21 protein-coding genes and 1 pseudogene are annotated in these 21,694 nt (G+C 65.9%); 11 read left to right on the plus strand and 11 right to left on the minus strand.

Going from position 1 to position 21,694, the window contains the following annotated elements; all coding sequences use genetic code 11:
- From AWB83_RS35880 to AWB83_RS33905, 3 genes and pseudogenes are all read left to right on the plus strand, one after another.
- Positions 1–150, plus strand: a pseudogene (locus AWB83_RS35880) (electron transfer flavoprotein subunit alpha/FixB family protein); the annotation flags it as partial.
- Positions 151–232: 82 nt separating this feature from the next.
- Positions 233–484: a Gfo/Idh/MocA family protein gene (locus tag AWB83_RS37795; RefSeq protein ID WP_087049970.1), complete on the plus strand. Its 252-nt coding sequence runs from the start codon at positions 233–235 to the stop codon at positions 482–484.
- A gap of 198 nt (positions 485–682) precedes the next feature.
- Positions 683–2,134 (plus strand): MFS transporter, encoded by a 1,452-nt coding sequence (locus tag AWB83_RS33905; protein ID WP_087049971.1) that lies wholly within the window; start codon positions 683–685, stop codon positions 2,132–2,134.
- A gap of 39 nt (positions 2,135–2,173) precedes the next feature.
- Here the strand turns inward: AWB83_RS33905 and AWB83_RS33910 are convergent, their stop codons facing one another.
- The 8 genes from AWB83_RS33910 to AWB83_RS33945 form a co-directional block, all read right to left on the minus strand.
- The gene (locus AWB83_RS33910) at positions 2,174–3,460 is read right to left on the minus strand and encodes a cytochrome c (protein WP_087049972.1); all 1,287 of its coding nucleotides are present in this window, start codon (positions 3,458–3,460) and stop codon (positions 2,174–2,176) included.
- Positions 3,457–3,825 carry a c-type cytochrome gene (locus AWB83_RS33915; protein ID WP_087049973.1) on the minus strand — a complete coding sequence of 123 codons (369 nt, stop codon included), beginning with the start codon at positions 3,823–3,825 and terminating at the stop codon, positions 3,457–3,459. The genes AWB83_RS33910 and AWB83_RS33915 overlap by 4 nt, the downstream gene beginning before the upstream one ends.
- A gap of 4 nt (positions 3,826–3,829) precedes the next feature.
- The gene (locus tag AWB83_RS33920; RefSeq protein WP_087049974.1) at positions 3,830–4,768 is read right to left on the minus strand and encodes a cytochrome c oxidase assembly protein; all 939 of its coding nucleotides are present in this window, start codon (positions 4,766–4,768) and stop codon (positions 3,830–3,832) included.
- Entirely contained in the window at positions 4,747–5,082 is a 336-nt protein-coding gene (locus tag AWB83_RS33925) for a hypothetical protein (RefSeq protein ID WP_087049975.1), read from the minus strand. The genes AWB83_RS33920 and AWB83_RS33925 overlap by 22 nt, the downstream gene beginning before the upstream one ends.
- An 8-nt stretch (positions 5,083–5,090) precedes the next feature.
- Positions 5,091–5,735 (minus strand): cytochrome c oxidase subunit 3, encoded by a 645-nt coding sequence (locus AWB83_RS33930; RefSeq protein WP_087049976.1) that lies wholly within the window; start codon positions 5,733–5,735, stop codon positions 5,091–5,093.
- The gene (ctaD, locus tag AWB83_RS33935; RefSeq protein ID WP_087049977.1) at positions 5,732–7,666 is read right to left on the minus strand and encodes a cytochrome c oxidase subunit I; all 1,935 of its coding nucleotides are present in this window, start codon (positions 7,664–7,666) and stop codon (positions 5,732–5,734) included. Before ctaD ends, AWB83_RS33930 begins: the two co-directional genes overlap by 4 nt.
- The gene (locus AWB83_RS33940) at positions 7,663–8,619 is read right to left on the minus strand and encodes a cytochrome c oxidase subunit II (protein WP_087049978.1); all 957 of its coding nucleotides are present in this window, start codon (positions 8,617–8,619) and stop codon (positions 7,663–7,665) included. Before AWB83_RS33940 ends, ctaD begins: the two co-directional genes overlap by 4 nt.
- 159 nt (positions 8,620–8,778) lie before the next feature.
- Entirely contained in the window at positions 8,779–9,333 is a 555-nt protein-coding gene (locus AWB83_RS33945; protein WP_279629107.1) for a hemerythrin domain-containing protein, read from the minus strand.
- Positions 9,334–9,540: 207 nt separating this feature from the next.
- On the opposite strand from AWB83_RS33945, the gene AWB83_RS33950 reads away from it, so the two are divergent.
- From AWB83_RS33950 to AWB83_RS33970, 5 genes are all read left to right on the plus strand, one after another.
- Positions 9,541–10,467 carry an ABC transporter ATP-binding protein gene (locus tag AWB83_RS33950; protein ID WP_087049980.1) on the plus strand — a complete coding sequence of 309 codons (927 nt, stop codon included), beginning with the start codon at positions 9,541–9,543 and terminating at the stop codon, positions 10,465–10,467.
- Positions 10,464–11,225, plus strand: coding sequence for an ABC transporter permease (locus AWB83_RS33955; RefSeq protein WP_087049981.1), 762 nt, complete (start codon positions 10,464–10,466; stop codon positions 11,223–11,225). The genes AWB83_RS33950 and AWB83_RS33955 overlap by 4 nt, the downstream gene beginning before the upstream one ends.
- A 44-nt stretch (positions 11,226–11,269) precedes the next feature.
- Positions 11,270–11,752 (plus strand): peptide-methionine (R)-S-oxide reductase MsrB, encoded by a 483-nt coding sequence (msrB, locus tag AWB83_RS33960; RefSeq protein ID WP_087049982.1) that lies wholly within the window; start codon positions 11,270–11,272, stop codon positions 11,750–11,752.
- Positions 11,753–11,790: 38 nt separating this feature from the next.
- Positions 11,791–12,372 (plus strand): hydrolase, encoded by a 582-nt coding sequence (locus tag AWB83_RS33965; RefSeq protein ID WP_087049983.1) that lies wholly within the window; start codon positions 11,791–11,793, stop codon positions 12,370–12,372.
- A gap of 63 nt (positions 12,373–12,435) precedes the next feature.
- Entirely contained in the window at positions 12,436–13,482 is a 1,047-nt protein-coding gene (locus AWB83_RS33970; RefSeq protein WP_087049984.1) for a patatin-like phospholipase family protein, read from the plus strand.
- A 67-nt stretch (positions 13,483–13,549) separates the two neighbouring features.
- Here the strand turns inward: AWB83_RS33970 and AWB83_RS33975 are convergent, their stop codons facing one another.
- On the minus strand, positions 13,550–14,707 hold the full coding sequence (locus AWB83_RS33975) for a metallophosphoesterase (RefSeq protein ID WP_087049985.1): 1,158 nt from the start codon (positions 14,705–14,707) through the stop codon (positions 13,550–13,552).
- A gap of 268 nt (positions 14,708–14,975) precedes the next feature.
- On the opposite strand from AWB83_RS33975, the gene AWB83_RS33980 reads away from it, so the two are divergent.
- The gene (locus AWB83_RS33980) at positions 14,976–15,575 is read left to right on the plus strand and encodes a hypothetical protein (RefSeq protein WP_087049993.1); all 600 of its coding nucleotides are present in this window, start codon (positions 14,976–14,978) and stop codon (positions 15,573–15,575) included.
- A gap of 79 nt (positions 15,576–15,654) precedes the next feature.
- Here the strand turns inward: AWB83_RS33980 and AWB83_RS33985 are convergent, their stop codons facing one another.
- On the minus strand, positions 15,655–17,115 hold the full coding sequence (locus AWB83_RS33985) for an NAD-dependent succinate-semialdehyde dehydrogenase (RefSeq protein WP_087049986.1): 1,461 nt from the start codon (positions 17,113–17,115) through the stop codon (positions 15,655–15,657).
- A 277-nt stretch (positions 17,116–17,392) separates the two neighbouring features.
- A complete protein-coding gene (gabT, locus tag AWB83_RS33990) occupies positions 17,393–18,685 on the minus strand; it encodes a 4-aminobutyrate--2-oxoglutarate transaminase (RefSeq protein WP_087049987.1) in 1,293 nt (430 codons plus the stop codon).
- A 140-nt stretch (positions 18,686–18,825) separates the two neighbouring features.
- Between gabT and pdxR the strand changes: the two genes are divergently transcribed.
- Both pdxR and AWB83_RS34000 read left to right on the plus strand, forming a co-directional pair.
- Positions 18,826–20,313, plus strand: a complete 1,488-nt coding sequence (gene pdxR / locus AWB83_RS33995) for a MocR-like pyridoxine biosynthesis transcription factor PdxR (protein WP_087049988.1) — start codon at positions 18,826–18,828, stop codon at positions 20,311–20,313.
- 162 nt (positions 20,314–20,475) lie between these two features.
- Positions 20,476–21,675, plus strand: coding sequence for a M20 aminoacylase family protein (locus AWB83_RS34000; protein ID WP_087049989.1), 1,200 nt, complete (start codon positions 20,476–20,478; stop codon positions 21,673–21,675).
- Positions 21,676–21,694: the final 19 nt, after the last annotated feature.

A 21,694-nucleotide genomic window follows, 5' to 3' on the forward strand; every position in this document is an offset into this window, starting at 1 on the left:
GGTGCGATCCAGCACCTGGCCGGCATGAAAGACTCGAAGGTGATCGTCGCGATCAACAAAGACCCCGAAGCGCCGATTTTCAGCGTTGCGGATTATGGTCTGGCTCAGGATCTGTTCGAAGCCGTTCCGGAGTTGACCGCGCTCATCTGAAGTACGTCTCGATGCGCAAGACTCGAATCGCGATCGTTGGTGCTGGACTGGCTGTTAGCCTCACGCGCTTGCACTAAACGATCTGCGCGACGAAGCGGAGGTAGTTGCCGTCGTCGGTCGTTCGCCAGAACGGCTCGAACGATTTGCCAACGCATACGGCTTTCCCGTTGGCGAGTCGTTCGACGCGGTATTGAAGGATCCACGTGTCGACGCTGTGCCGGTGCTCACTCCGCCGCACACGCATCTCGAACTCGTCGAACAGGCTGCTGCCGCACGCAAGCACGTGCCCCCTTTGACCGGTCGCGGAATGGGCCATAATATGCGCTTTAAGTAACTATCCGGTGCGTTACAAATCGGAGAACGCACGGATGACCAGTTCGTGGAAACAGACAAGGATGAATCCAGCAGAAAAGCCTAAATGCCCGCGCAGAGACCCGCTGCTTGAAATCGATCGCCATCAACCCGCCCATACCTCACTACTGACGCCATCTCGCGATCGCGCTAACCATCGACCGCGAAACCGGAGACACACATGACCAACCCAAAGAGCAACGAGCCGAAAGGCAGGCGCCAGTCGAAGAAAGCCGCCGCCAGCGGCTGGATCGGCTCGACGCTGGAGTACTACGACTTCTTCATCTACGCCACGGCGGCATCGCTGATCTTCCCGCAGATCTTTTTTCCGCAGGGCGACCCGAAGATCGCCATCGTCGCGTCGCTGGCGACCTACGGTGTCGGCTATGTGGCGCGTCCGATCGGCGCGCTCGTACTGGGCCACCTGGGCGACACCCACGGCCGCAAGTTCGTGCTGATCCTGTGCATGTTCATGATGGGCTTCTCGACCATGGCCGTCGGCCTGCTGCCGACCTATGGGCAGGTGGGCCTATGGGCGCCGGCAGGACTGGTCGCCATGCGGCTGATTCAGGGCTTCGCGGTGGCCGGGGAAATCGCGGGTGCAAGCTCGATGGTTCTCGAGCACGCCCCGTTCGGCCGGCGTGGCTTCTTCGCGAGCTTCACGCTGCAGGGTGTACAGGCCGGCCAGATTCTGGCTGCGGCGGTGTTCCTGCCGCTCGCGCACTACATACCGACGGACGCGTTCAATGCCTGGGGCTGGCGCATACCCTTCCTCTTGAGTTTCTTTATTATCGTCGCGGGTTATTACATTCGCCGCGATGTCGATGAGACACCGGCCTTTGTCGAAGAGGATGAGCATGGCGAGATTGCCAAGTCGCCGATCATCCAGGCTTTCACCGACAGCTGGGCCGATATGTTCCGCGTTGCCTGCATGTCATTGACGACCGTCATTCCCGTGGTGGCGACGATCTTCGGTGCGGCGTATGCGGTGCAGCCGGCCTACGGCATCGGCTTCCATGCGGACGTCTACCTGTGGATTCCGGTGCTCGGCAACATCCTGGCGGTGATCCTGATCCCCTATGTCGGCAATCTGTCGGACAAGGTCGGCCGCAAGCTTCCGACGGTCGTCGGTGCGCTCGGCTCCGGCCTGCTTTCGTTCGGCTATCTCTATAGCATCAGCATCCATAACGCGCCGCTGGCGATCGTCATGGCGCTGCTGATGTGGGGCCTCGCCTACCAGGGCTTCAACGCCATCTTTCCGAGTTTCTATCCGGAGCTGTTCCGCACCCGCAATCGGGTCACGGGGGTGGCGATCGGGCATAACACCGGAATCACCATCGCGGCGCTGCTGCCTGCGCTGTTTGTCGCCGTGGCACCCCCGGGGGGCTCGGTCAGCATTCCGTTCACGATCGGCGCCATCACTTTTGCGGCGACGATCATCGCGGCGGCCGCGGCGCTGACCGCACGGGAAACCTACCGGATCCACCTGAACGATCTGGGCAAGCCCGGTGTCGTGCCGGTCGAGCGGCGGGAATATCAGCGGATACGGGCGCAAATCCTGGTCGACGCGAGGCTGACCGAGGCGCGGCGGTCAATCGTGCCGCTCGGGAATTCAAAATCGGCAGAAGATTGATGCAGGACGGGTGGCTCGATCGGCGTCAGTCGGCCGGACTCACTCGTGCAATCCGCTGCGCATCGAGGAGACGTCGTTCGTCGTGACGGGGCGCGCATCGTTGCCCCATGACGCGCGTACGAAAGTGAGCACCTGCGCGATCTGCGCATCGGTCAGGCGGCCGGCGAATGACGGCATCGGCTGGCGCGGCGGACCGTGAATCGTCGCGGGACTGTTGCCGCCCTCGACGAGCAGCCGGATGAGCGACGTCGTGTCCTCGCCGATGACGGACGGATTGCCCGCGAGCGCTGGAAACGCATTGGGCACGCCTCGACCGTCGCCACGATGGCATTGCGCACAGAATCCCGCGTACACCGCCGCGCCCTGCTCGGGCGGAGTGTCGGGGGCCCGCGTCTTGAGACGTCCTTGCTGCGCGAGCGCCGGGTCGAACACGCCGTCCGCGGCGCCGGTGGCGGGCAGCGTCTTCAGATAGACCGCGATCGAGCGCAGGTCGTCGTCGGTCAGATATTGCAGGCTGTCCTCGACCGTTTCGACCATGCTGCCATACGCGACCATGCCCGCGCCATGTCCCGTCTTGAGGAATGCGGCGATGTCATCCTGCGCGATGCGTCCCAGGCCGGAGCCGGGATCGGCGCGCAGATTCGGCGCGAACCAGTTGTCGTTGACGCCGCCGGAAAGGAACGTCTTCGACGATTCGTCGTAGCCGCGCTCCTGATAGCCGATGCCGCGCGGGGTATGACACGAACCGCAGTGCCCGACGGACTGCACGAGATACGCACCGCGATTCCAGCTCGCATCGCGATCGGCGCGCGGCTCGAACCGCTCCTTGGGCGAGAAAACCGCCCGCCACACGCGCAATGCCCAGCGCTGATTGAACGGAAACGGCACCCTGGTTTCGGGCGGCCGGTGCCGCACGGGCGGCACGCCGTGCATCATGTAGGCATAGAGCGCGCGCATGTCGTCGTCGGTGATCTTCACGAAGGCGGGATACGGCATCGCGGGATACAGGCCCTTGCCGCCGGGCGCGACGCCCTCGCGCAGCGCTCTCGCGAAATCCTCATAGCTGTACGCGCCGATGCCGGTCTCCCGGTCCGGCGTGATATTGCTGCTGACGATGGTGCCGAACGGCGAAGTCATCTCGAGCCCGCCCGCAAACGGCGCGCCGTGGAGCGGCGCGGTATGGCAGCCCGCGCAATCCGCCGCTTTCGCGACGTACGCGCCGCGCGCGAGCAGTTCCGGCGACGCCGGCGCATCGGCCGCCATGAGGGCGCACGGCCACAGCAGCAGGACCGCAACGAAACGGGAAAGGGCGCGCGCCGTGTTCATCGTGATTGGTGATACAGATAGGCGGCGATGTCGCGCGCGTCGATCTCGTCGACGCCGAGATCGGGCATCGCGCTGCCGGGCTCGATACGTTGCGGGAAGCGGATCCACATCTGCAAATTCTCCGGCGAATTGGGCAGCTTGCCCGCGACGTAGGCGCGCTCGCCGATGTTCTGCAGCGCCGGTCCGACCGTGCCGTAAGCGCCCGGCACGCCGTCGATCCGGTGACAGGCGCCGCAGCCATGACGCAGGATCGCGTCGAGGCCGTGTTGCGGATTGCCGCCGGTGATGGCGTCGGACGAAGGCGGCTTCCCTTCGCACGCGGCCAGCGCGATGACGGCCAGAAGCGCGATCGCGACGTTGTGCATGCCTTCATCCCTCGCGCGCTACGCCGGACGCGACGGTCGGCGGGCGTCGCGCCAGCCAGCGCGCGCCGACGAGCAGCCCGCCGATCAGATACGCCAGACCGCCGGGAACCCACATCACGAGACCGCCGAGTTGCTGGTCCTGCAACGGATCGAAGCCGAGCGCGAGCGTCGTCTCGATGCATGACGGGTACCAGACGCCCGGCGCGAGCGTGAGCAGCGCGCCGAGCGCGCCGGTATGAACCATCGTCGTGAACAGCGACAGCATCGAGTGCGCGTTCGACGCGCCATGCGTGTCCGACGCGCGGCCGAACACCGTCCACCAGAAGAGCAGCGCGCTCGCGAGAAAACTTGCGTGCTGAAGCGTGTGGATGCCGGGACGGGCGAGCGCCGCTTCGAAGAAACGCGGCGCGTGCCAGCACCAGAGCGCGGCGGCGTGCAGCGTCCAGGCGACGGCGGGCAGCGTCAGCCAGCGCCACGGCCGCCTGATCCAGCGCGAGCGCGCCGCCGCGCCGATGCGCCTGCGGGCGGCGGCGGGAAACGCCCAGAGCCATACGGCGAGCGGCCGGCCGATCACGAGAAGCGGCGCGGCCACGAGCATGAAGAGTTCGTGCTGGAGCATGTGCGCGGAAAAAAGCCATTCGCTCAACGCATGCAGCGGCGATACGAGCGAGGCGACGAGCGTGAGCCAGCCGGCGCTGAAGGCAGCGAGGCGCGCGGCACGACCCGCGCGGCCTTGCGCGCTTCGCGTGCGCAGCCGCAGATAGCCCGCGAGATAGAGCATCAGGCTCACGCCCAGCACGATGACCACCCACGGCTCGAACGTCCAGGCGAGCGGCGTCGCATCGGCGGTGCGCGATCCCGATGCGACGGCATGCGCATGGGCATCGCCGCATGCGGCGAGGATGCACGGGAACGCGTATTTCAGCAGACGGGCAGTAGCCATTGCGGTATCGATATGGCGATCACGGACAGGACCGACAGCGCGCCCACGCCGGCCGCGACCGCCGCGACGAACCCGGCGCGCGCGGGCCGGTCCGCAGCGTCGGGCGTCTGCAGGGCGAGCGCGCGGCGCGTTTCGCGCCAGCGCTGCCACGCGAGCAGCGTCGCGAGCGCGCAGACGACGAAGCTCGCGCCGCTCACGCCGTCGAGCAGCGCGCGGCTTCCGAGGCGGCAGGCGGGCGCGATCAGCGCGTAGTTCACGCCGAGGCATCCAAGCACGATCGACGGAGCGCCGAGAAGCGCGAGCCAGGTTCTCATGTTCGAAGTCAGAATCGGGGCGCCCAGTAGATGACGCCGTAGATCGGCAGCCAGCTCAGCACGACGAAGTACCAGTACAACGCGTTCTCGCTGACATCGACGAGCCGCTTGCCCTCGAACGGCCCCGTGAAAAGCAGCACGGCGAGCACGGCGGTATCGACGGTGTCGGTAATGAGGTGAGTCGTATGCAGGCCGAGCAGCAACCAGACGACCGATCCGTATGCATTCGCGTACCAGCTCACGTTCAGGGAGGCGAATTCGAATCCGCGTATCACGAGAAACGCGACGGCCGAAACGAGGCAGACGGTGAGCCACAGCGCCGCCCTTGCGCGGTCGCCGCGTTCCGCCGCATTCTTGGCGAGCTGGTTGGGCCACAGGCTCACGAGCAGCACGAGCGTATTGAGCGTGCCCCATGAAAGGTCCGGCGCGTCGGCCGCCATCGGCCAGGCCGGGGCGCGCGTGCGCAAATAGAAGTACGTCATCACCGCGATGGCGAACACGGTGCCTTCGATCAGCATCAGGCCCATCGTGCTCCACCACATCACGCTGCGGTGACCGAAGGCGAAGGTCGGCAGCGTGCGTACGTCGAGCACCCGTTGCGCCGTGTCGTCCGGGTCGGGGCAAGGGTTCGCCGCGCGCGTATCCGCATTCATGGTCGTTGCTCCCGCGCGAGCGCAACGCGGTTCTCGCCGCGATTCGGCCAGAACCAGCCGATCACCGCGACCGCAACCGGCAGCGAGCCCCACACGACCGCCCACGGCGTATAGATCGAAGCGATGAAAAGGATCGTCGTCGCCACGGCGCTCGCGAACGGCCAGATGGAAGGCGTCGGGAACATCGGGCGATGATCGGGCTGTGCGTCGAGCACGCTCGTCACCAGCACCTCGCGCGCGTCGGCGGCGAGACCCGCGACGAAGGCCGGCTGCGCGGGCGGCTCCCACAGCGGGTCGCGGCCATGCACGACGGGAATCGCATCGAAGTTGTGCGGCGGAGGGGGAGAGGGCACGCTCCACTCGAGCGTGCCGGCGCCCCACGGATCGGCGCTCGCGCGCTCGCTGCCGCGCATGCTCTTCACGACATTGACGATGAAAAGCAGCACGCTCGCCGCGATCATGTAAGCGCCGATGGTCGCGGTCAGGTTCATGCCGTCCCAGCCGAGTCCGTGCGGGTAGGTCCAGACGCGCCGCGGCATGCCTTCGAGACCGAGCAGATGCATCGGAAAGAAGGTCACGTTGAAGCCGATGAAGAACAGCCAGAACTGCCACTTGCCGAGCCGCTCGCCGAGCATGCGGCCCGCGAACTTGGGGAACCAGTAGAAGAAGGCGCCGAAGAGCGGAAACACCGCGCCGCCGAGCAGCACGTAATGCAGATGCGCGACGACGAAGTAGGTATCGTGAACCTGCAGATCGAGCGGGACGGACGCGACCATGATGCCGGTCATGCCGCCCATCACGAGAATGAAGAAGAACGCGAGCACGAAAAGCAGGGGCGTGCGCAGGTTGAGCCGTCCGGTCCACAGCGTGCCGATCCAGCAGAAGATCTGGATGGCCGATGGAATCGCGATCATCAGGCTTGCGGCCGTGAAGAAGCTCTTGCCCAGCTCGGGAATGTTCGTCGCGAACATGTGATGCACCCACAGGCCGAACGAGAGAAACGCGGTGGCGATGAGCGCGAGCACCATCGCCGGATAGCCGAACACCGGGCGGCGCGCGAAGGTCGGAATGATCGACGAGATGAAGCCGAGCGGAGGAATGAAGATCAGATACACCTCGGGATGGCCGAAGAACCAGAAGAGGTGTTGCCACAGGAGCACGTCGCCGCCCTTGGCGGGGTTGTAGAAATGCGTGCCGACGAGCCGGTCGAGAATGAGCGCGGTGCTGCACAGCATGACCGCGGGCATCGCGAAGATCACCATGAACTGCGTGACGAGCGTTGCCCACACGAAAAGCGGCATGCGGTTGAGCGACATGCCGGGCGCGCGCAGCTTGAAGATCGTCGTGATGAGCACCACCGCTTCGAGCAGGCCGGAGAGCTCGGTGAAGGTGATCATCTGCGCCCAGATGTCGGCGCCCTTGTTGGGCGAAAAGTCGGGACCGGCGAGCGGCACGTAGCTGAACCACCCGGCGTTCGGCGCGGTGTTCACCGCGAGCGAGGCGAACAGCAGCACGCCGCCGAACAGGAACACCCAGTACGCATAGGCGTTCATGCGCGGAAACGCGATGCTGCGCGCGCCGATCATCAGCGGCACGAGGAACGCGGCGACCGCCTGCATGACCGGCACGGCGAAGAGGAACATCATCGTCGTGCCGTGCATCGTGAAGAGCTCGTTGTACAGGTTCGGGCCGATGAGGCGCTGGTCCGGCAGCGCGAGCTGCGTGCGCATGGCGAGCGCGAGCAGCCCGGCGAGCAGGAAGAACACGAACGTCGTCACGATGAAGCGGCGCGCGATGGTCTTGTGGTTGATCGCGCTCAGCATGCCGATGAAGCCGGGCGGATCGCGCCACGTCGCGGCAAGCGTCTCGCGCACGGCGGGCGACGCGTGCGGGCCATCGACGGGAGGCGCGGCATTCCGCTGGTCGCTCATTCGAGCGTCTCCATCCAGGTGAGCAGCGCCTGGAGATCGGCGGGCTGCAGGCGTGTGGGCGGCATGACCGTGCCGGGCTTGAGCGTGCGCGGATCGACGATCCATCCGGCGAGGTTGCCGCGATTATTGGCGAGCGTGCCGGCGGCGATGAATTGCCTGCTCGCGACATGCGTGAGATCGGGACCGACCGTGCCTTGCGCATCGGTTCCGCGCACGGCGTGACAGCGCGCGCAATCCCGGCTCATGAATACCTCGCGGCCGCGCGCGGCCATCTCGTCCGACGGAGCCGGAGCCGGCTGGCGCTGCCGTGCGGCCCACGCTTCATACCGCGCGGGCGGATCGGCGACGATCGAGAACGCCATCAGCGCATGTTCGTAGCCGCAGAATTCGGCGCACTGTCCGCGATACACGCCCGCCTTGTCCGCGCGGAATTCGATGGTCGCGTCGCGGCCCGGAATCATGTCTTTCTTTCCATGCAGATTCGGCACCCAGAACGTATGGATGACATCGGCGGCCTTCAGCGACACGACGACCGGGCGGCCCACCGGAACGTGCAGCTCGTTGGCGAGCGTGAAGCCGGGCGCGCCGCCGTCGGGCGAGTAGCGCGCCTGCCACCACCATTGATAGCCCGTCATTTCGATACGCAGCGCATTGTCTACGGGCAGGCGCGACAGCGCGCGGTCGGTAAGCACGTCCGCCAGAACCAGTCCGAAAAGCAGAAACGTGGACACGCCCGTCGCGGCAATCACCCAGAAGCGCACGCGCGTCTGCGGATTGCCGACGACAGAGACATCCGCGGGCGTCGCGCGGTTGGCGCGCGGGGCACGCACCATCGCGATCAGGCACGCCAGAAGAATCGCCGCGAAGACCGCGCAGCAGACGGCCAGCGTCAGATGCCACAGATCGAGTATGCGGCTGGCCTGAATGCCTGCGGGGCTCAATGCGCTTTGCATGTCGGTCTGCGAGTCTTCCGGTGTCGGGCGTGCAATGCGTGTCCGGAGTCGTCGCGAAGGGACGGAAACCGGACAGAGGCATGCAGGCATCAGCAATCCTCGTTCCGGACGAAGCGAGCCGGTTGCGATCGATCGGTCGTGCCGATGCGCGCCTTCGAGCTAGGCGCGGCGCCTCGCGCGGCGCGCCGCCGAGGGCCGCAGGCAATGCGCGACGGCGAGCGCCCCGAGCGACATCGCGGCGAGCGTCGCCAGCGGAAACGTGCCCGCCGTATTCGCCGCGATGGCCGCGGGCCGGTTTTGCGCGACGAGCTGCATCCGCCGTTTGGTCATGCGAGCGCCGAGCTCGCCGAGCTGCGAGCCGAGCGCGCGCTCGGCGGTCGGAAGCAGGACGGTTTCCTCGTCCGCAACGTGATGAATCACTTCCCGCATGAGCTGCATGAAGCGTGCGTCGAAGGCGGCATCGTGAGGGCCCATCGCCCGCAGCTTCGCGATGTCCGCTCTCATCCTGTCGTGCTCGGGCCTGGCTTTCAGGAGCGTCTCGTCCCCCGGCAGTGCGATGCCGAGCGCGGGATAGAAAATTTCCTCCTCCAGCTGCGCATGAATCTCCAACGCCGTGCAGGCCAGTCCGACGATGGCCCGCTTTCGCCACCACGGCGTGCCGGCGTGATAGCGGTGGAAAGCCGCCAACACGTGTGTGTGATCCATGCGGATCATCGTGGTGATCGAGGGCGAGCAAATAGGGATGTTCACTTTGACTCCTTCGCGCTGGGCGCCCTGCTCCAAAGCAATCGATATGCCCATTGCGCGTCGGGTGGCCGCCCGAGCGTCGAAGGCGGGCGCAGCGCCGTCCGGCGGACATCGGCCGAACGGACGACCCTATCGTCCGAGCCGGATCGCGCGCTATCTGCTATCGTCCGTGCCATGCCAACGATCATCACCGTTTCCAATCTGTCCAAGACCTACGGGTCGGGCTTCCGCGCGCTCCGGGACGTGAACCTGGAGATCCGGCGCGGCGAGATTTTCGCGCTGCTCGGCCCGAACGGCGCGGGCAAGACGACGCTCATCAGCACCATCTGCGGAATCGTGAATCCGAGCCAGGGCAAGGTCACCGTCGCCGGTCACGACATCGCCACGGATTACCGCGCCGCGCGCGCGATGATCGGCCTCGTGCCGCAGGAGCTCACCACCGACGCCTTCGAGACCGTCTGGGCAACCGTGTCGTTCAGCCGCGGGCTGTTCGGCCGGCCGAAGAACCCGGCGCACGTCGAAAAGGTGCTGAAGGCGCTCTCGCTCTGGAGCAAGAAGGACAACAAGATCATGACGCTCTCGGGCGGCATGAAGCGGCGCGTCCTGATCGCGAAGGCGCTCGCGCACGAGCCGGACATCCTTTTTCTCGACGAGCCCACCGCGGGCGTCGACGTCGAGTTGCGGCGCGACATGTGGGACCTCGTGCGCGAGCTGAAGTCGAACGGCGTGACCATCATCCTGACGACGCACTACATCGAGGAGGCGGAGGAGATGGCGGACCGCATCGGCGTCATCAACCGCGGCGAGATCGTGCTCGTCGAGGAGAAGCACGAGCTCATGCGCAAGCTCGGGCAGAAGAAGCTCACGCTGCAGCTCGAACATCCGCTCGGGGAAATTCCGGCGGCGCTCCAGCCCTACGGCCTTGCCCGCTCGGCGGATGGCGGCGAGCTCACCTACACCTACGATGCGCACGACGAGCCGGGTCGCATCATCGCGCTGTTGCGCCACGTCGACGAAGCCGGCGTGCGTTTCAAGGACCTGCAAACGACGCAAAGCTCGCTCGAAGACATCTTCGTGAGCCTCGTCAGGGAAGCCAAATGAATCTATACGCCGTTCGCGCGATCTACCGTTTCGAGATGGCGCGCGCCGGGCGCACGCTGATGCAGAGCATCGTGTCGCCGGTCATTTCCACGTCGCTTTACTTCGTCGTGTTCGGCGCGGCCATCGGCTCGCGCATTCCGCAAGTCGACGGAATCAGTTACGGCGCGTTCATCGTGCCGGGGCTCGTGATGCTGTCGCTCCTGACGCAGAGCATCGCCAACGCGTCCTTCGGCATCTACTTTCCGAAATTCACCGGAACCATCTACGAGCTGCTGTCCGCGCCGGTTTCGTACTTCGAGCTCGTTCTGAGCTATGTCGGCGCGGCCGCGACCAAGTCCGTCATCCTCGGATTGATCATTCTTCTGACCGCAAGGCTGTTCGTGCCGCTCAGAATCGATCATCCGGTCTGGATGATCGTGTTCCTGCTGCTCACGTCCGTGACGTTCAGCCTGCTCGGGTTCATCATCGGCATCTGGGCGGACGGCTTCGAGAAGCTGCAGATCATTCCGCTGCTGATTGTCACGCCGCTCACGTTTCTCGGCGGCAGCTTCTATTCGATCAACATCCTGCCGCCATTCTGGAAGACCGTCGCGTTGCTCAATCCGGTCGTCTATCTGATCAGCGGCTTTCGCTGGAGCTTTTACGGACTCGCGGATGTCCAAGTCGGCGTGAGTCTCGGCATGACGGTGGTATTCCTCGGCGTATTCATCGCGATCGTCGCGTGGATCTTCAAGACGGGATACCGGCTCAAATCGTAGCGCGGCGCGCCGGCGAGGCGACCGGACATGAGGGCGTTCATTCGATGAAAATCGTGACACGCACGAAGCGCAGTCTTTTCGGCATGATGGCGAGCGCATTCGTCGGCGGCGCGGCGCGTTCGGCTCCGGCGCGCTCATACGAAGTCGATCACAGCACCTCGGACTGGCGCCGCCGCCTTTCCCCCGAGCAATTCCGCGTGCTGCGGCGCGGCGGCACCGAGCCGCCGTTCTCGAGCCCGCTGCTCAACGAACGCCGCGGCGGCGTCTACCTGTGCGGCGGATGCGATCTCCCGCTGTTCTCGTCGGCGGCGAAGTTCGACAGCGGCACCGGCTGGCCGAGCTTCTGGAAGCCGCTCGACGGCGCCGTCGCGATGCACGCGGACGCCGCCGGCCACATGCGCAACGAAGTGCATTGCCGGCGCTGCGGCGGGCATCTCGGCCACGTCTTCGACGACGGCCCGAAGCCCACGGGCCTGCGCTACTGCATGAACGGTGCGGCGCTCGTCTTCCGCCCGGAAGACGACTGACGCGGCGCTGCCTCGATCAACCTTTCTCCGGACTTTCAATGAACGCACCCGAACTCCAGCTCGACGGCGCGAAAACCGCGCTCGTGCTGATCGATCTGCAAGCGGGCATCGCCGCCTTGCCGGTGCAGCCCCATGATGCCGCGAGCGTGCTCGCCAATGCGCGCGCGCTCGCCGACCGCTTCCGCGCGCTCGGCGCGCCGGTGGTGCTCGTCAAGGTCGCGTTTCCGAATGCGCCCGGCGGCCTGCGCCCGATCACCGACTCGGGACAGGCCCAGCAAGCACCGGAGCCGGAAGGCTGGAGCGAGCTGTGCGCCGAGCTCGGCGTGCAGCCGTCGGATATCGTCGTCACCAAGCGGCAGTGGGGCGCGTTCTACAACACGGACCTCGACGCGCATCTGCGGCGACGCGGCATCGACACGATCGTGCTGGGCGGCATCGCGACGGCGATCGGCGTGGACTCGACCGCGCGCGGCGCGCACGAGCGCGGCTATCAGCAGATCTTCGTCGAGGACGCGATGAGCGACCTGCACGCCGACGCGCACGAATCGACGTGCCGCTACATCTTTCCGCGCATCGGCCGGATCCGCTCGACGGAACAGGTGCTGGCGGCGCTGGCATAGCGGCGCGCGTCGCCTATGCTGTAGCGTACGGCCGATGTCGGCGGACGCGAACGAGGTGCGGTGATGGCGACCATTCCGAAAGTGGCGATCGCGTGTCAGGGCGGCGGAAGCCATGCGGCGTTCGCCGCGGGCGTGCTCGAGCAGCTGCTGAGCGGCGAGTTTTTCGGCCGCTTCGACCTGGTCGCGCTTTCCGGGACCTCCGGCGGCGCGATGTGCAGCGCGCTCGCGTGGGCGGGTCTGCTGCTCGGCGGCCCGGCGGATGCCGTGCGACGTCTTGCCGGCTTCTGGAAGGATCTGGAAGCGCGGCAGGGGCCGGATATCGTCGCCAATGCGCTCGGCACGTGGTACGCGCGCCTGCCGATCAACGCGGAGATCAGTCCGTATCTCTATCCGCCGATCGCGGAAGAGCGCCTGCGCGAGCTGCTCGGCAAGCATCTGCCGTTCGCATCGCTGCCGACCGAGCCCGAGCGGCGCGCGAAGCCCACGCTGTTCATCGGCGCAACCGATGTGCGCACCGGCGATCGCGTGATCTTTCCGGGCGAGACGCTGGATCAGGATCGACTGGTGGCATCGGCCGCGGTGCCGCCGCTTTATCGCGCGGTCGCCGCGGACGGCCGCATGTGCTGGGACGGGCTCTTCAGCAGCAATCCGCCGGTGCGCGAGTTCACCGACCTCGATCTCGCGTCGCGTCCCGACGAAATCTGGGTCGTGCAGATCAATCCGCAGTATCGCCGGGAATTGCCTGAGTCGATGAACGAGATCATTGACCGGCGCAACGAACTATCCGGCAATCTTTCGCTGGGGCAGGAGCTTTACTTCACGACGCGCGTGAACGAACTGCTGGCGATGGACCCGACGCTCGCGCAGCGCTACAAGCCGATCAAGATCCGCGTCGTGCAGATGCATCTCGACGCGAGGGATTATCCCGGGCCGCTCGACTACGCATCGAAGCTCGACCGCAATCCCGCGCTCATTCATGCGCTGATCCGCAAGGGGCGCGAGCGCGCGGCGTGGTTCTTCGATGAGCGCTCGGAATGGCCGCGCGAGGGCACGGTCCCGCATCGCAGCGTCTATGCGACGAGCCCGTCGGCCGTATCGAGCACGTCCTAGCCCTCGTGGCGCACTTCTATTCGGGTTGCGACCCGTAACGACAAATTTCGCAGTCCATCGTCATGCGTCAGCTCGAGGCAACCAGGCGAATCCGCGTGATCTCCGAAGGCGCGCCCAGCCGCTTCGGCGGTCCCCAGTAGCCGGTACCCCGGCTTGTGTAGACCCAGAGCCCCTTGAACTTCACGAGTCCGGCGACGAACGGCTGCTGCAGGCGCACGAAGCAATTCCAGGGCAGGAACTGGCCGCCGTGCGTGTGTCCCGAAAGCTGCAGCGTGAATCCCGCTTCGGCCGCGGCCGTGGCGCTGCGCGGCTGGTGCGCGAGCAGCACGCGCACGGCTGCATCGGCGGGTGCGCCGCTGATCGCTTTCGCCGGATCGCTGCGATGCGCGGGATCGAAGCTGCCCGCGCCGTAATCGGTCACGCCCGCGACCACGGCCTGCGCGCCGTCGTGGTTCAGCACCACGTGCTGGTTGAGCAGCACGTTCAATCCCAGGCGGCGGAATTCGGCGATCCACTTGTCGGCGCCCGAGTAGTACTCGTGATTGCCGGTGACGAGAAACGCGCCGTGCCGCGCGCTCAAGCCGGCAAGCGGACGCGTATGGTCGGCGAGATGCGGCACCGAGCCGTCGACGACGTCGCCCGTCACCGCGATCAGATCCGGCTTCAGCCCGTTTACGGCGGCGACGATGCGCTCCACGTAACCGCGCTTGATGGTCGGGCCGACATGGATGTCGCTGATCTGCACGATGGTGAAGCCGTCGAGCGCGGCGGGCAGATTCTCGATGGGCACGTCGACGCTCACGATCGGGGCGCGCCGCCGCGCGTTGTAGAAGCCGATCGCGGAGAACAGCACGGCGAGCGCCGGCACCGCGACCGCGCTGTATGCGACGAGCACCGGCGAGCCCACGGGCGCGCCGCGCAGCCAGTCGACGAGATGCACGAAGAACAGCATGACATCGCGAGCGAACGTCAGCAGCAGGAGCGAGGAGAAGAAGCCGAGCGCGGTCAGCCCGAGCCAGGCGAAGCGGTCGGCGAGCGGTTGCGCCTCGATCGAGCGCGCCGCCATGCCGAGCGGAATGAAGACGACCGAGGCCACCAGCAGCGCCGCCGCCAGCACCTTGAGCGGCAGGCCGACCGGCGCGTCCGGAATGAGCCGCACACCGACATAGATGTGAAACAGAATGCCGATGCCGATGAAGCGGATGAAGAAAGCCGAGCGTCGCATAGCGCCCCTGAGAGATCGATGAAGCGGCAAAGGCCGGCGGTGTGCGCCCGCGCCGGATATGGGACCGATTCTACCGGTTCGACGCCGCGCCCGCCTTTTGACGGCCCGCGCCGCCGGGGCGATGGCGAGTCGTAATATATCGTCCAGATGTTGGACGCGCATGCAGCTTACGCGGTATAAATGACGGCGCTTTGATCGCAGTGGCGGTGTTCAGGAAAGTTAAATAATTGGTACTGCAAATTTCAATCGAGGAACTAATCCCATGAACATGAAACGATGCGCCATTCTGGTTCTTTCCGTCTCGGCAATGGTCGCTTCAATGGACGCGGCGATCGCGCAGGAGCAGCCGCTGGCGAAGAGTGCTGAACAGGTCGTCAGCCAGGCACAGCCGATCCACGTTCAGGCGCAGATCGTGGGCATCGACCCGGCCAGCCGTTCGCTGACGATCCGCGGTCCGCGAGGCCTTTCGACGGTCCTGGTGAACAAGGAAGTCACGAACTTCGATCAGTTGCATGTCGGCGATCGCGTCGACGTCGATTACAAGAACGCGTTGCTCGTGAGCGCCGAGAAGGTGAAGGGCGGCGGGAAGGGCGAGCGCCAGCGCGTCGATACGACGACCTATCAGCCGACGTCGGGTCCGAAGGGCGTGACGGGCTTCGACGCGACGCGCCAGGTCGAGGTCATCGCGACGGTCGAAAGCATCAACACGAAGAAGCGCACGATCACGCTGCGCGGCCCGTGGCGCACCGAGACGTTCGATCTCACACCCGATATCGAGGCCGAGAAGCTGAAGAAGGGCGACACGATCCACGCGGTATTCGTGTCGGCGACGGCGGTTCAGGTGACGCCGGCCAGCTCGGCGAACTGAACGGCAATGCGCCTCACGTAGAAAAAAGCCTCGGCACGGAAGTGGCGAGGCTTTTTGCACGCGAGGCGCCGAGGCTCGGTCAGACTGCCATGCAGAGATACTTGATGACGACATAGTCGTCGATGCCGTAGTGCGATCCTTCGCGGCCGAGCCCGGACTGCTTCACGCCGCCGAACGGCGCGACTTCGTTCGAGATCAGGCCGGTGTTGATGCCGACCATGCCGTATTCGAGCGCCTCGGCCACGCGCCAGATGCGGCCGATGTCGCGGCTGTAGAAGTAGGCGGCGAGCCCGAACTCGGTGTCGTTGGCGAGGCGTACCACTTCCTCGTCCGACGAGAACTTGAAGATCGGCGCGAGCGGGCCGAAGGTTTCTTCCTTCGCCACTTTCATGTCGGGCGTGACGCCGGTCAGCACGGTCGGCTCGAAGAAGCCGTGTCCGAGCGCATGACGCTTGCCGCCCGACGCGACCGACGCGCCTTTGGCGAGCGCATCCTCGATATGCGATTCAACCTTTTTCACGGCAGCTTCGTTGATGAGCGGCCCGAGCGCCACGCCGCTTTCCGTGCCGCGTCCGACCTTGAGCCCGCCGACCGCGGCCGCCATTTTCTGCGCGAAGGCATCATAGACGCGCTCGTGCACGTAGAAGCGGTTGGTGCACACGCAGGTTTGTCCGCTGTTGCGGTACTTCGAGGCGATTGCGCCTTCGACGGCAGCGTCGATATCGGCGTCGTCGAAGACGATGAAGGGCGCGTTGCCGCCGAGTTCCAGCGTGACCTTCTTGACGGTCGGTGCGCTTTGCGCCATCAGCAGGCGGCCGACCGCGGTGGAGCCGGTGAAGGAGAGCTTGCGCACGATCGGGTTGCTCGTCATTTCGCCGCCGATCGCTTTCGGGTCGCCGGTCAGGATGCTGAGCACGCCCTTGGGCACGCCTGCGCGTTCGGCGAGGACGGCCATCGCGAATGCGGAGAACGGCGTTGCTTCGGCGGGTTTCACGACGATCGGGCAGCCGGCCGCGAGCGCCGGGCCGACCTTGCGCGTGATCATGGCGGCGGGGAAGTTCCACGGCGTGATGGCGGCGCAGACGCCGATCGGCTCCTTGGTTACGACGATGCGCTTGTCGGCCGCGGGTGTGGCGAGCGTGTCGCCGGCGACGCGCTTGCCTTCCTCCGCGAACCATTCGATGAATGACGCGGCGTAGGCGATTTCGCCTTTCGCCTCGGCGAGCGGCTTGCCTTGTTCGGTCGTGAGGATGAGGGCGAGATCGTCGGCGTTCGCCGTCATCAGGTCGAACCAGCGGCGCATGATGACCGCGCGTTCCTTGGCCGTCTTCTTGCGCCAGGCGGGCCAGGCGGCGTTGGCGGCCTCGATGGCGCGGCGCGTCTCGTTCGCGCCCATGTGGGGGACGCGGCCTAGCGATTCGCCGTTCGACGGGTCGATGACTTCGAAGGTCTTTCCATCATCGGCTTGGTGCCATTCACCGTCGAGGTACGCGTCGTGACGCAGCAGCGTCGGGTCCTTCAGTTGGTCCTTTAAGCTCATTTCTCTGCGTGTCCTTTTGCTTTGTGGTGTGTTTTGGGATTTTGCCTGGTTTCGGGGGAGGTGTTTCGCTTTGCTTGTTCTTTCATGGAATCCTGAGTTCTTAGTGGTCTATTAGCGTTGCCCCTGTGGGGGGCGGCAGTGCTAATAGACCACTAAGAACTCAGGATTCCACAGAAGCCCAAGCAACCAAAACAAAAGCAAAACAAAGCGAAACAAAGAAAACAAAGCGCGAGCGAGCCCCAAACCCCGCCTCGCGCAGCGAAAACCCAGAATCCCGTTACACCGCCGCCCCGACGGTTTCCGTCAACACATCTTCAAGAATCCCAAGCGCTTCCTCGAAAACCTCATCCTGAATGGTGAGCGGAAACAGGAACCGAACGACGTTCGAATAAACCCCACACACGAGCAGCAACAACCCGCGCTCCAGCGCGCGCGTCTGCACGAGCTTGGCGAAAGCCGCATCCGCGTCATGCGAGCCGGGCTTGCAGAACTCGACCGCGATCATCGCGCCCGGCCCGCGCACATCGGCGATCTGCGGCACATCAGCCTTGAGCGCCTCCAGCTTCGCCTTGAGCCTGTCGCCGAGCACCGTGCCGCGCTCGCAGAGCTTCTCGCCATCGATGATGTCGAGCACCGCATGCGCCGCCGCCACCGCGAGCGGATTGCCCGCATACGTGCCGCCCAGTCCGCCGGGCGCGGCCGCATCCATGATCTCCGCCCGCCCCACGACGCCCGACAGCGGCATGCCGCCCGCAAGCGACTTCGCAATCGTCATCAGATCCGGCACCACGCCGTAATGCTCCATCGCGAAAAGCTTGCCGGTGCGCGCAAAGCCGGTCTGCACTTCATCCGCAATGAGCAGAATACCGTGCTCGTCGCAAATCCTGCGCAGGCCGCGCACGAACTCCATCGGCGCCGGAACGAAACCGCCTTCGCCCTGGACCGGTTCGAAAATGATCGCGGCAACACGCTTCGCCTCGATATCCGCCTTGAACAGATGCTCGATCGCACGCAGCGAATCCTCCACCGACACGCCATGCAGCGGATTCGGGAAAGGCGCGTGAAAGACGTCCGACGGGAACGGCCCGAAGCCGATCTTGTACGGCGCGACCTTGCCGGTGAGCGCCATGCCCATCAGCGTGCGGCCGTGAAAGCCGCCCGTGAAGGCGATCACGCCCGGACGGCCCGTCGCGGCGCGCGCGATCTTCACCGCGTTCTCGACGGCTTCCGCGCCCGTCGTGAAGAACGCCGTCTTCTTCGCGTGCGAGCCCGGTGCGCGGGCGCTCACCTTCTCGGCGAGCGACACATACGACTCGTACGGCACGATCTGATACGCGGTGTGCGTGAAGCAGTCGAGCTGCGCGCGGATCGCCTCGACGATCTTCGGATGACGATGCCCCGTGTTGCACACCGCAATGCCCGCGGCGAAGTCGATGAAGCGACGGCCCTCGACGTCCCACAATTCCGCGTTCTCGGCGCGCGCTGCGTAAAAGTCGCACATCACGCCCACGCCGCGCGGGGTCGCGGCATTCTTGCGGGCTTGCAGATCGGCGTTCTTGAGGGTGCTCACGGGAAATCTCCTTCGCGCGAATAGCGCTTCAATGCTGGGTCTGATGAGGCCGCATCGGCCGGCTGAATTTAAAGACGACTATAGTAAGATTTGGCCCTCAAGTTCAGAGCCATTTCAATAAATCTATAGGAGCCAATTCGATGTCCAACCGCGCAAGCGTGCTGTCGGACTGGCTCGCGCAGCGCATCGACCGCTCGAACGGCCAGCCGATCTACCGGCAATTGCACCGGCTCCTGCAGCAGGCGATCCTCACGCGCGAGCTCGCCGCCGGCGCGAAGGTGCCGTCGTCGCGGCTGCTCGCGGCGGAGCTCGGCGTCGGGCGCAATACGGTGACGCAGGTGTACGAGCAGCTCGCGCTCGAAGGCTATGTTGCGTCGGCGACCGGGCGCGGCACCTTCGTCGCCGACAGCGCGCCCGACGAAATCCTCTTCGACGACGCGCCGCCCGAGGCCGCCGCGCCGCCGGACGCGCAATCGACGCTTTCGGCGCGGGGCGCGCGGCTGATTGCGGGCGCGGGCGTCTCGAAACGCCAGGGCGGCGCGTTCATGCCGGGCGTGCCGGACGTCTCGCGCTTTCCGTCGCGCGCGTGGAACCGCCTGCACGCGAAATACTGGCGCCGCCCGCTGCCCGATCTGCTGACCTACGCGCCCGGCGGCGGCCATCCGGGCCTGCGGCACGCGCTGGCGGATTATCTGCGCACGTCGCGCTCGGTGCGCTGTTCGCCGGAGCAGATCGTCGTGACGACCGGCATCCATCAGTCGATCGACCTCGCCGCGCGCCTGCTCGCCGACGCCGGCGACACGATCTGGACCGAAGACCCGTGCTACTGGGGCGTGCGCAGCGTATTGCAGGTGTCGGGCCTCGATCTGAAGGCGATTCCCGTCGACGCGGAAGGCATCGCGCCCGCGCCCGCCGATCTCGCCGCGCCGCCGAAGCTGATGCTCGTCACGCCGTCGCATCAATATCCGCTCGGCATGGTGATGAGCCTCGCGCGCCGCCGCATGCTGCTCGAATATGCGCGCCAGCATCGCTGCTGGATCGTCGAGGACGACTACGACAGCGAGTTCCGCTACGGCAGCCGCCCGCTCGCGTCGCTGCAGGGCATGGACACGGGCGGGCAGGTGATCTACGTCGGCAGCTTCGGCAAGACGCTCTTTCCGGGGCTGCGGATCGGCTATGTCGTCGTGCCGGAGGCGCTCGCGGAGAGCTTCGCGATGGCGAGCGCCGAGCTCTATCGCGAAGGGCAGTTGCTGCAGCAGGCGGTGCTCGCGGAGTTCATCGAGCAGGGGCACTTCACGTCGCACATCCGGCGCATGCGCGTGCTCTACCGCCAGCGCCGCGACGTGATGCTCGCGACCATCGCCGCGCGCTACGGCGACACGCTCGCCATCGCCGGCGGCGATGCCGGACTGCATCTCGTGCTGAAGCTGCCGAAGGAAGTGGACGATCGCGCGGTCGCGGCCGCGGCGCTCGCGGAGAACATCGTCGTGCGGCCGTTGTCGGGTTATTACGCGCATCGGCCGGATGCGGAATCCGGCTTGTTGATCGGCTATGCGTGCGTGCCGGACGAGGAAATCGCACCGGCGTTCGCCAGACTCGCGGACGTGATCGATCGCTTTCTGCACTGAACCGGTCGAAACTTCGCGCCTCGCTTTCGCCTGCGGAAAAAAATCTCGCGCGGAACTGGAAAGGCGCGCGGATGTGGAGGATCATGTGCGCCGTTTTCGTGTATCCGCATCGGGCGGCCCCGCAACCCGCGCCGCCCGGCTCAATTCAGCAAGGGTCTCTCCATGACGACTTCCTCCTCCGATCAACGCTTCACCGTCATCGCCGATCTCTCCGACGACGCGCCTTCGCTGCGCGAGATTCGCCACGACATCCACCGTCATCCGGAGCTGTCCTACGAGGAGACGCGCACCGCGGCGCTCGTCGCCGACCGTCTGGAAGAGTGGGGCTGGCGGGTGACGCGCGGCGTCGGCGGCACGGGCGTCGTCGGCACGCTGAAGGCGGGCGACGGCACGAGGAGCATCGGCCTGCGCGCCGACATGGACGCGCTGCCGATCGTCGAGCAGACCGGCAAGCCCTGGGCGAGCGAGGCGCACGGGAAGATGCACGCGTGCGGCCACGACGGCCACACGACCATGCTGCTCGGCGCCGCGCGGCATCTGGCGCGCACGCGGCGCTTCAACGGCACGGTGCACCTTTACTTCCAGCCCGCCGAGGAGCACGGCGTGCCGAGCGGCGCGCAGAAGATGATCGAGGAAGGCCTCTTCGAGCGTTTTCACTGCGATGCCGTGTTCGGCGTGCACAACCATCCCGGCGCGCAGCCCGGCACGTTCCTGTTCCGCAAGGGGCCGTTCATGGCGGCGGGCGATCAGGTGTCGATCGTGATCGAAGGCGTCGGCGGCCACGCGGCGCGCCCGCATCTTTCCGTCGATCCGGTCGTCGTGACCGCGAGCATCGTGATGGCGCTGCAGACGGTCGTCGCGCGCAACGTCGATCCGGCGCAGCCCGCCGTCGTCACGGTCGGATCGATGCACGCGGGCACGGTCAACAACGTCATCCCCAACCGCGCGACGCTCGAGCTTTCCGTGCGCTCTTTCAGCCCGCAAGTGCGCGAACTCCTCAAGCGCCGCATCAAGGAGCTGGTCGAATCGCAGGCCGCGAGCTACGGCGCGAAGGCGACGGTGAAATATCTGGAAGGCTATCCGGTCGTCGTGAATTCGGATGCGGAGACGGAGTTCGCAGCTCAGGTGGCGCGCGAACTGGTCGGCGAGGAGAACGTCGTCGCGCACGCGGATTTGCTGATGGGCAGCGAGGATTTCGCGTTCATGCTGCAGGAACGGCCGGGCACGTTCCTGCGTATCGGCAACGGCGCGGGCGAGGACGGCTGCATGGTCCACAACCCGCATTACGATTTCAACGACAGGAATCTGCCGGTCGGCGCGGCTTATTGGGCGCGTCTGGTCGAACGTTTTCTGGGGGAATGAGGCAAACGGCGCGGGAATT

The organism is Caballeronia ptereochthonis, assembly GCF_001545075.1.
GTDB classification, from domain to species: domain Bacteria; phylum Pseudomonadota; class Gammaproteobacteria; order Burkholderiales; family Burkholderiaceae; genus Caballeronia; species Caballeronia ptereochthonis.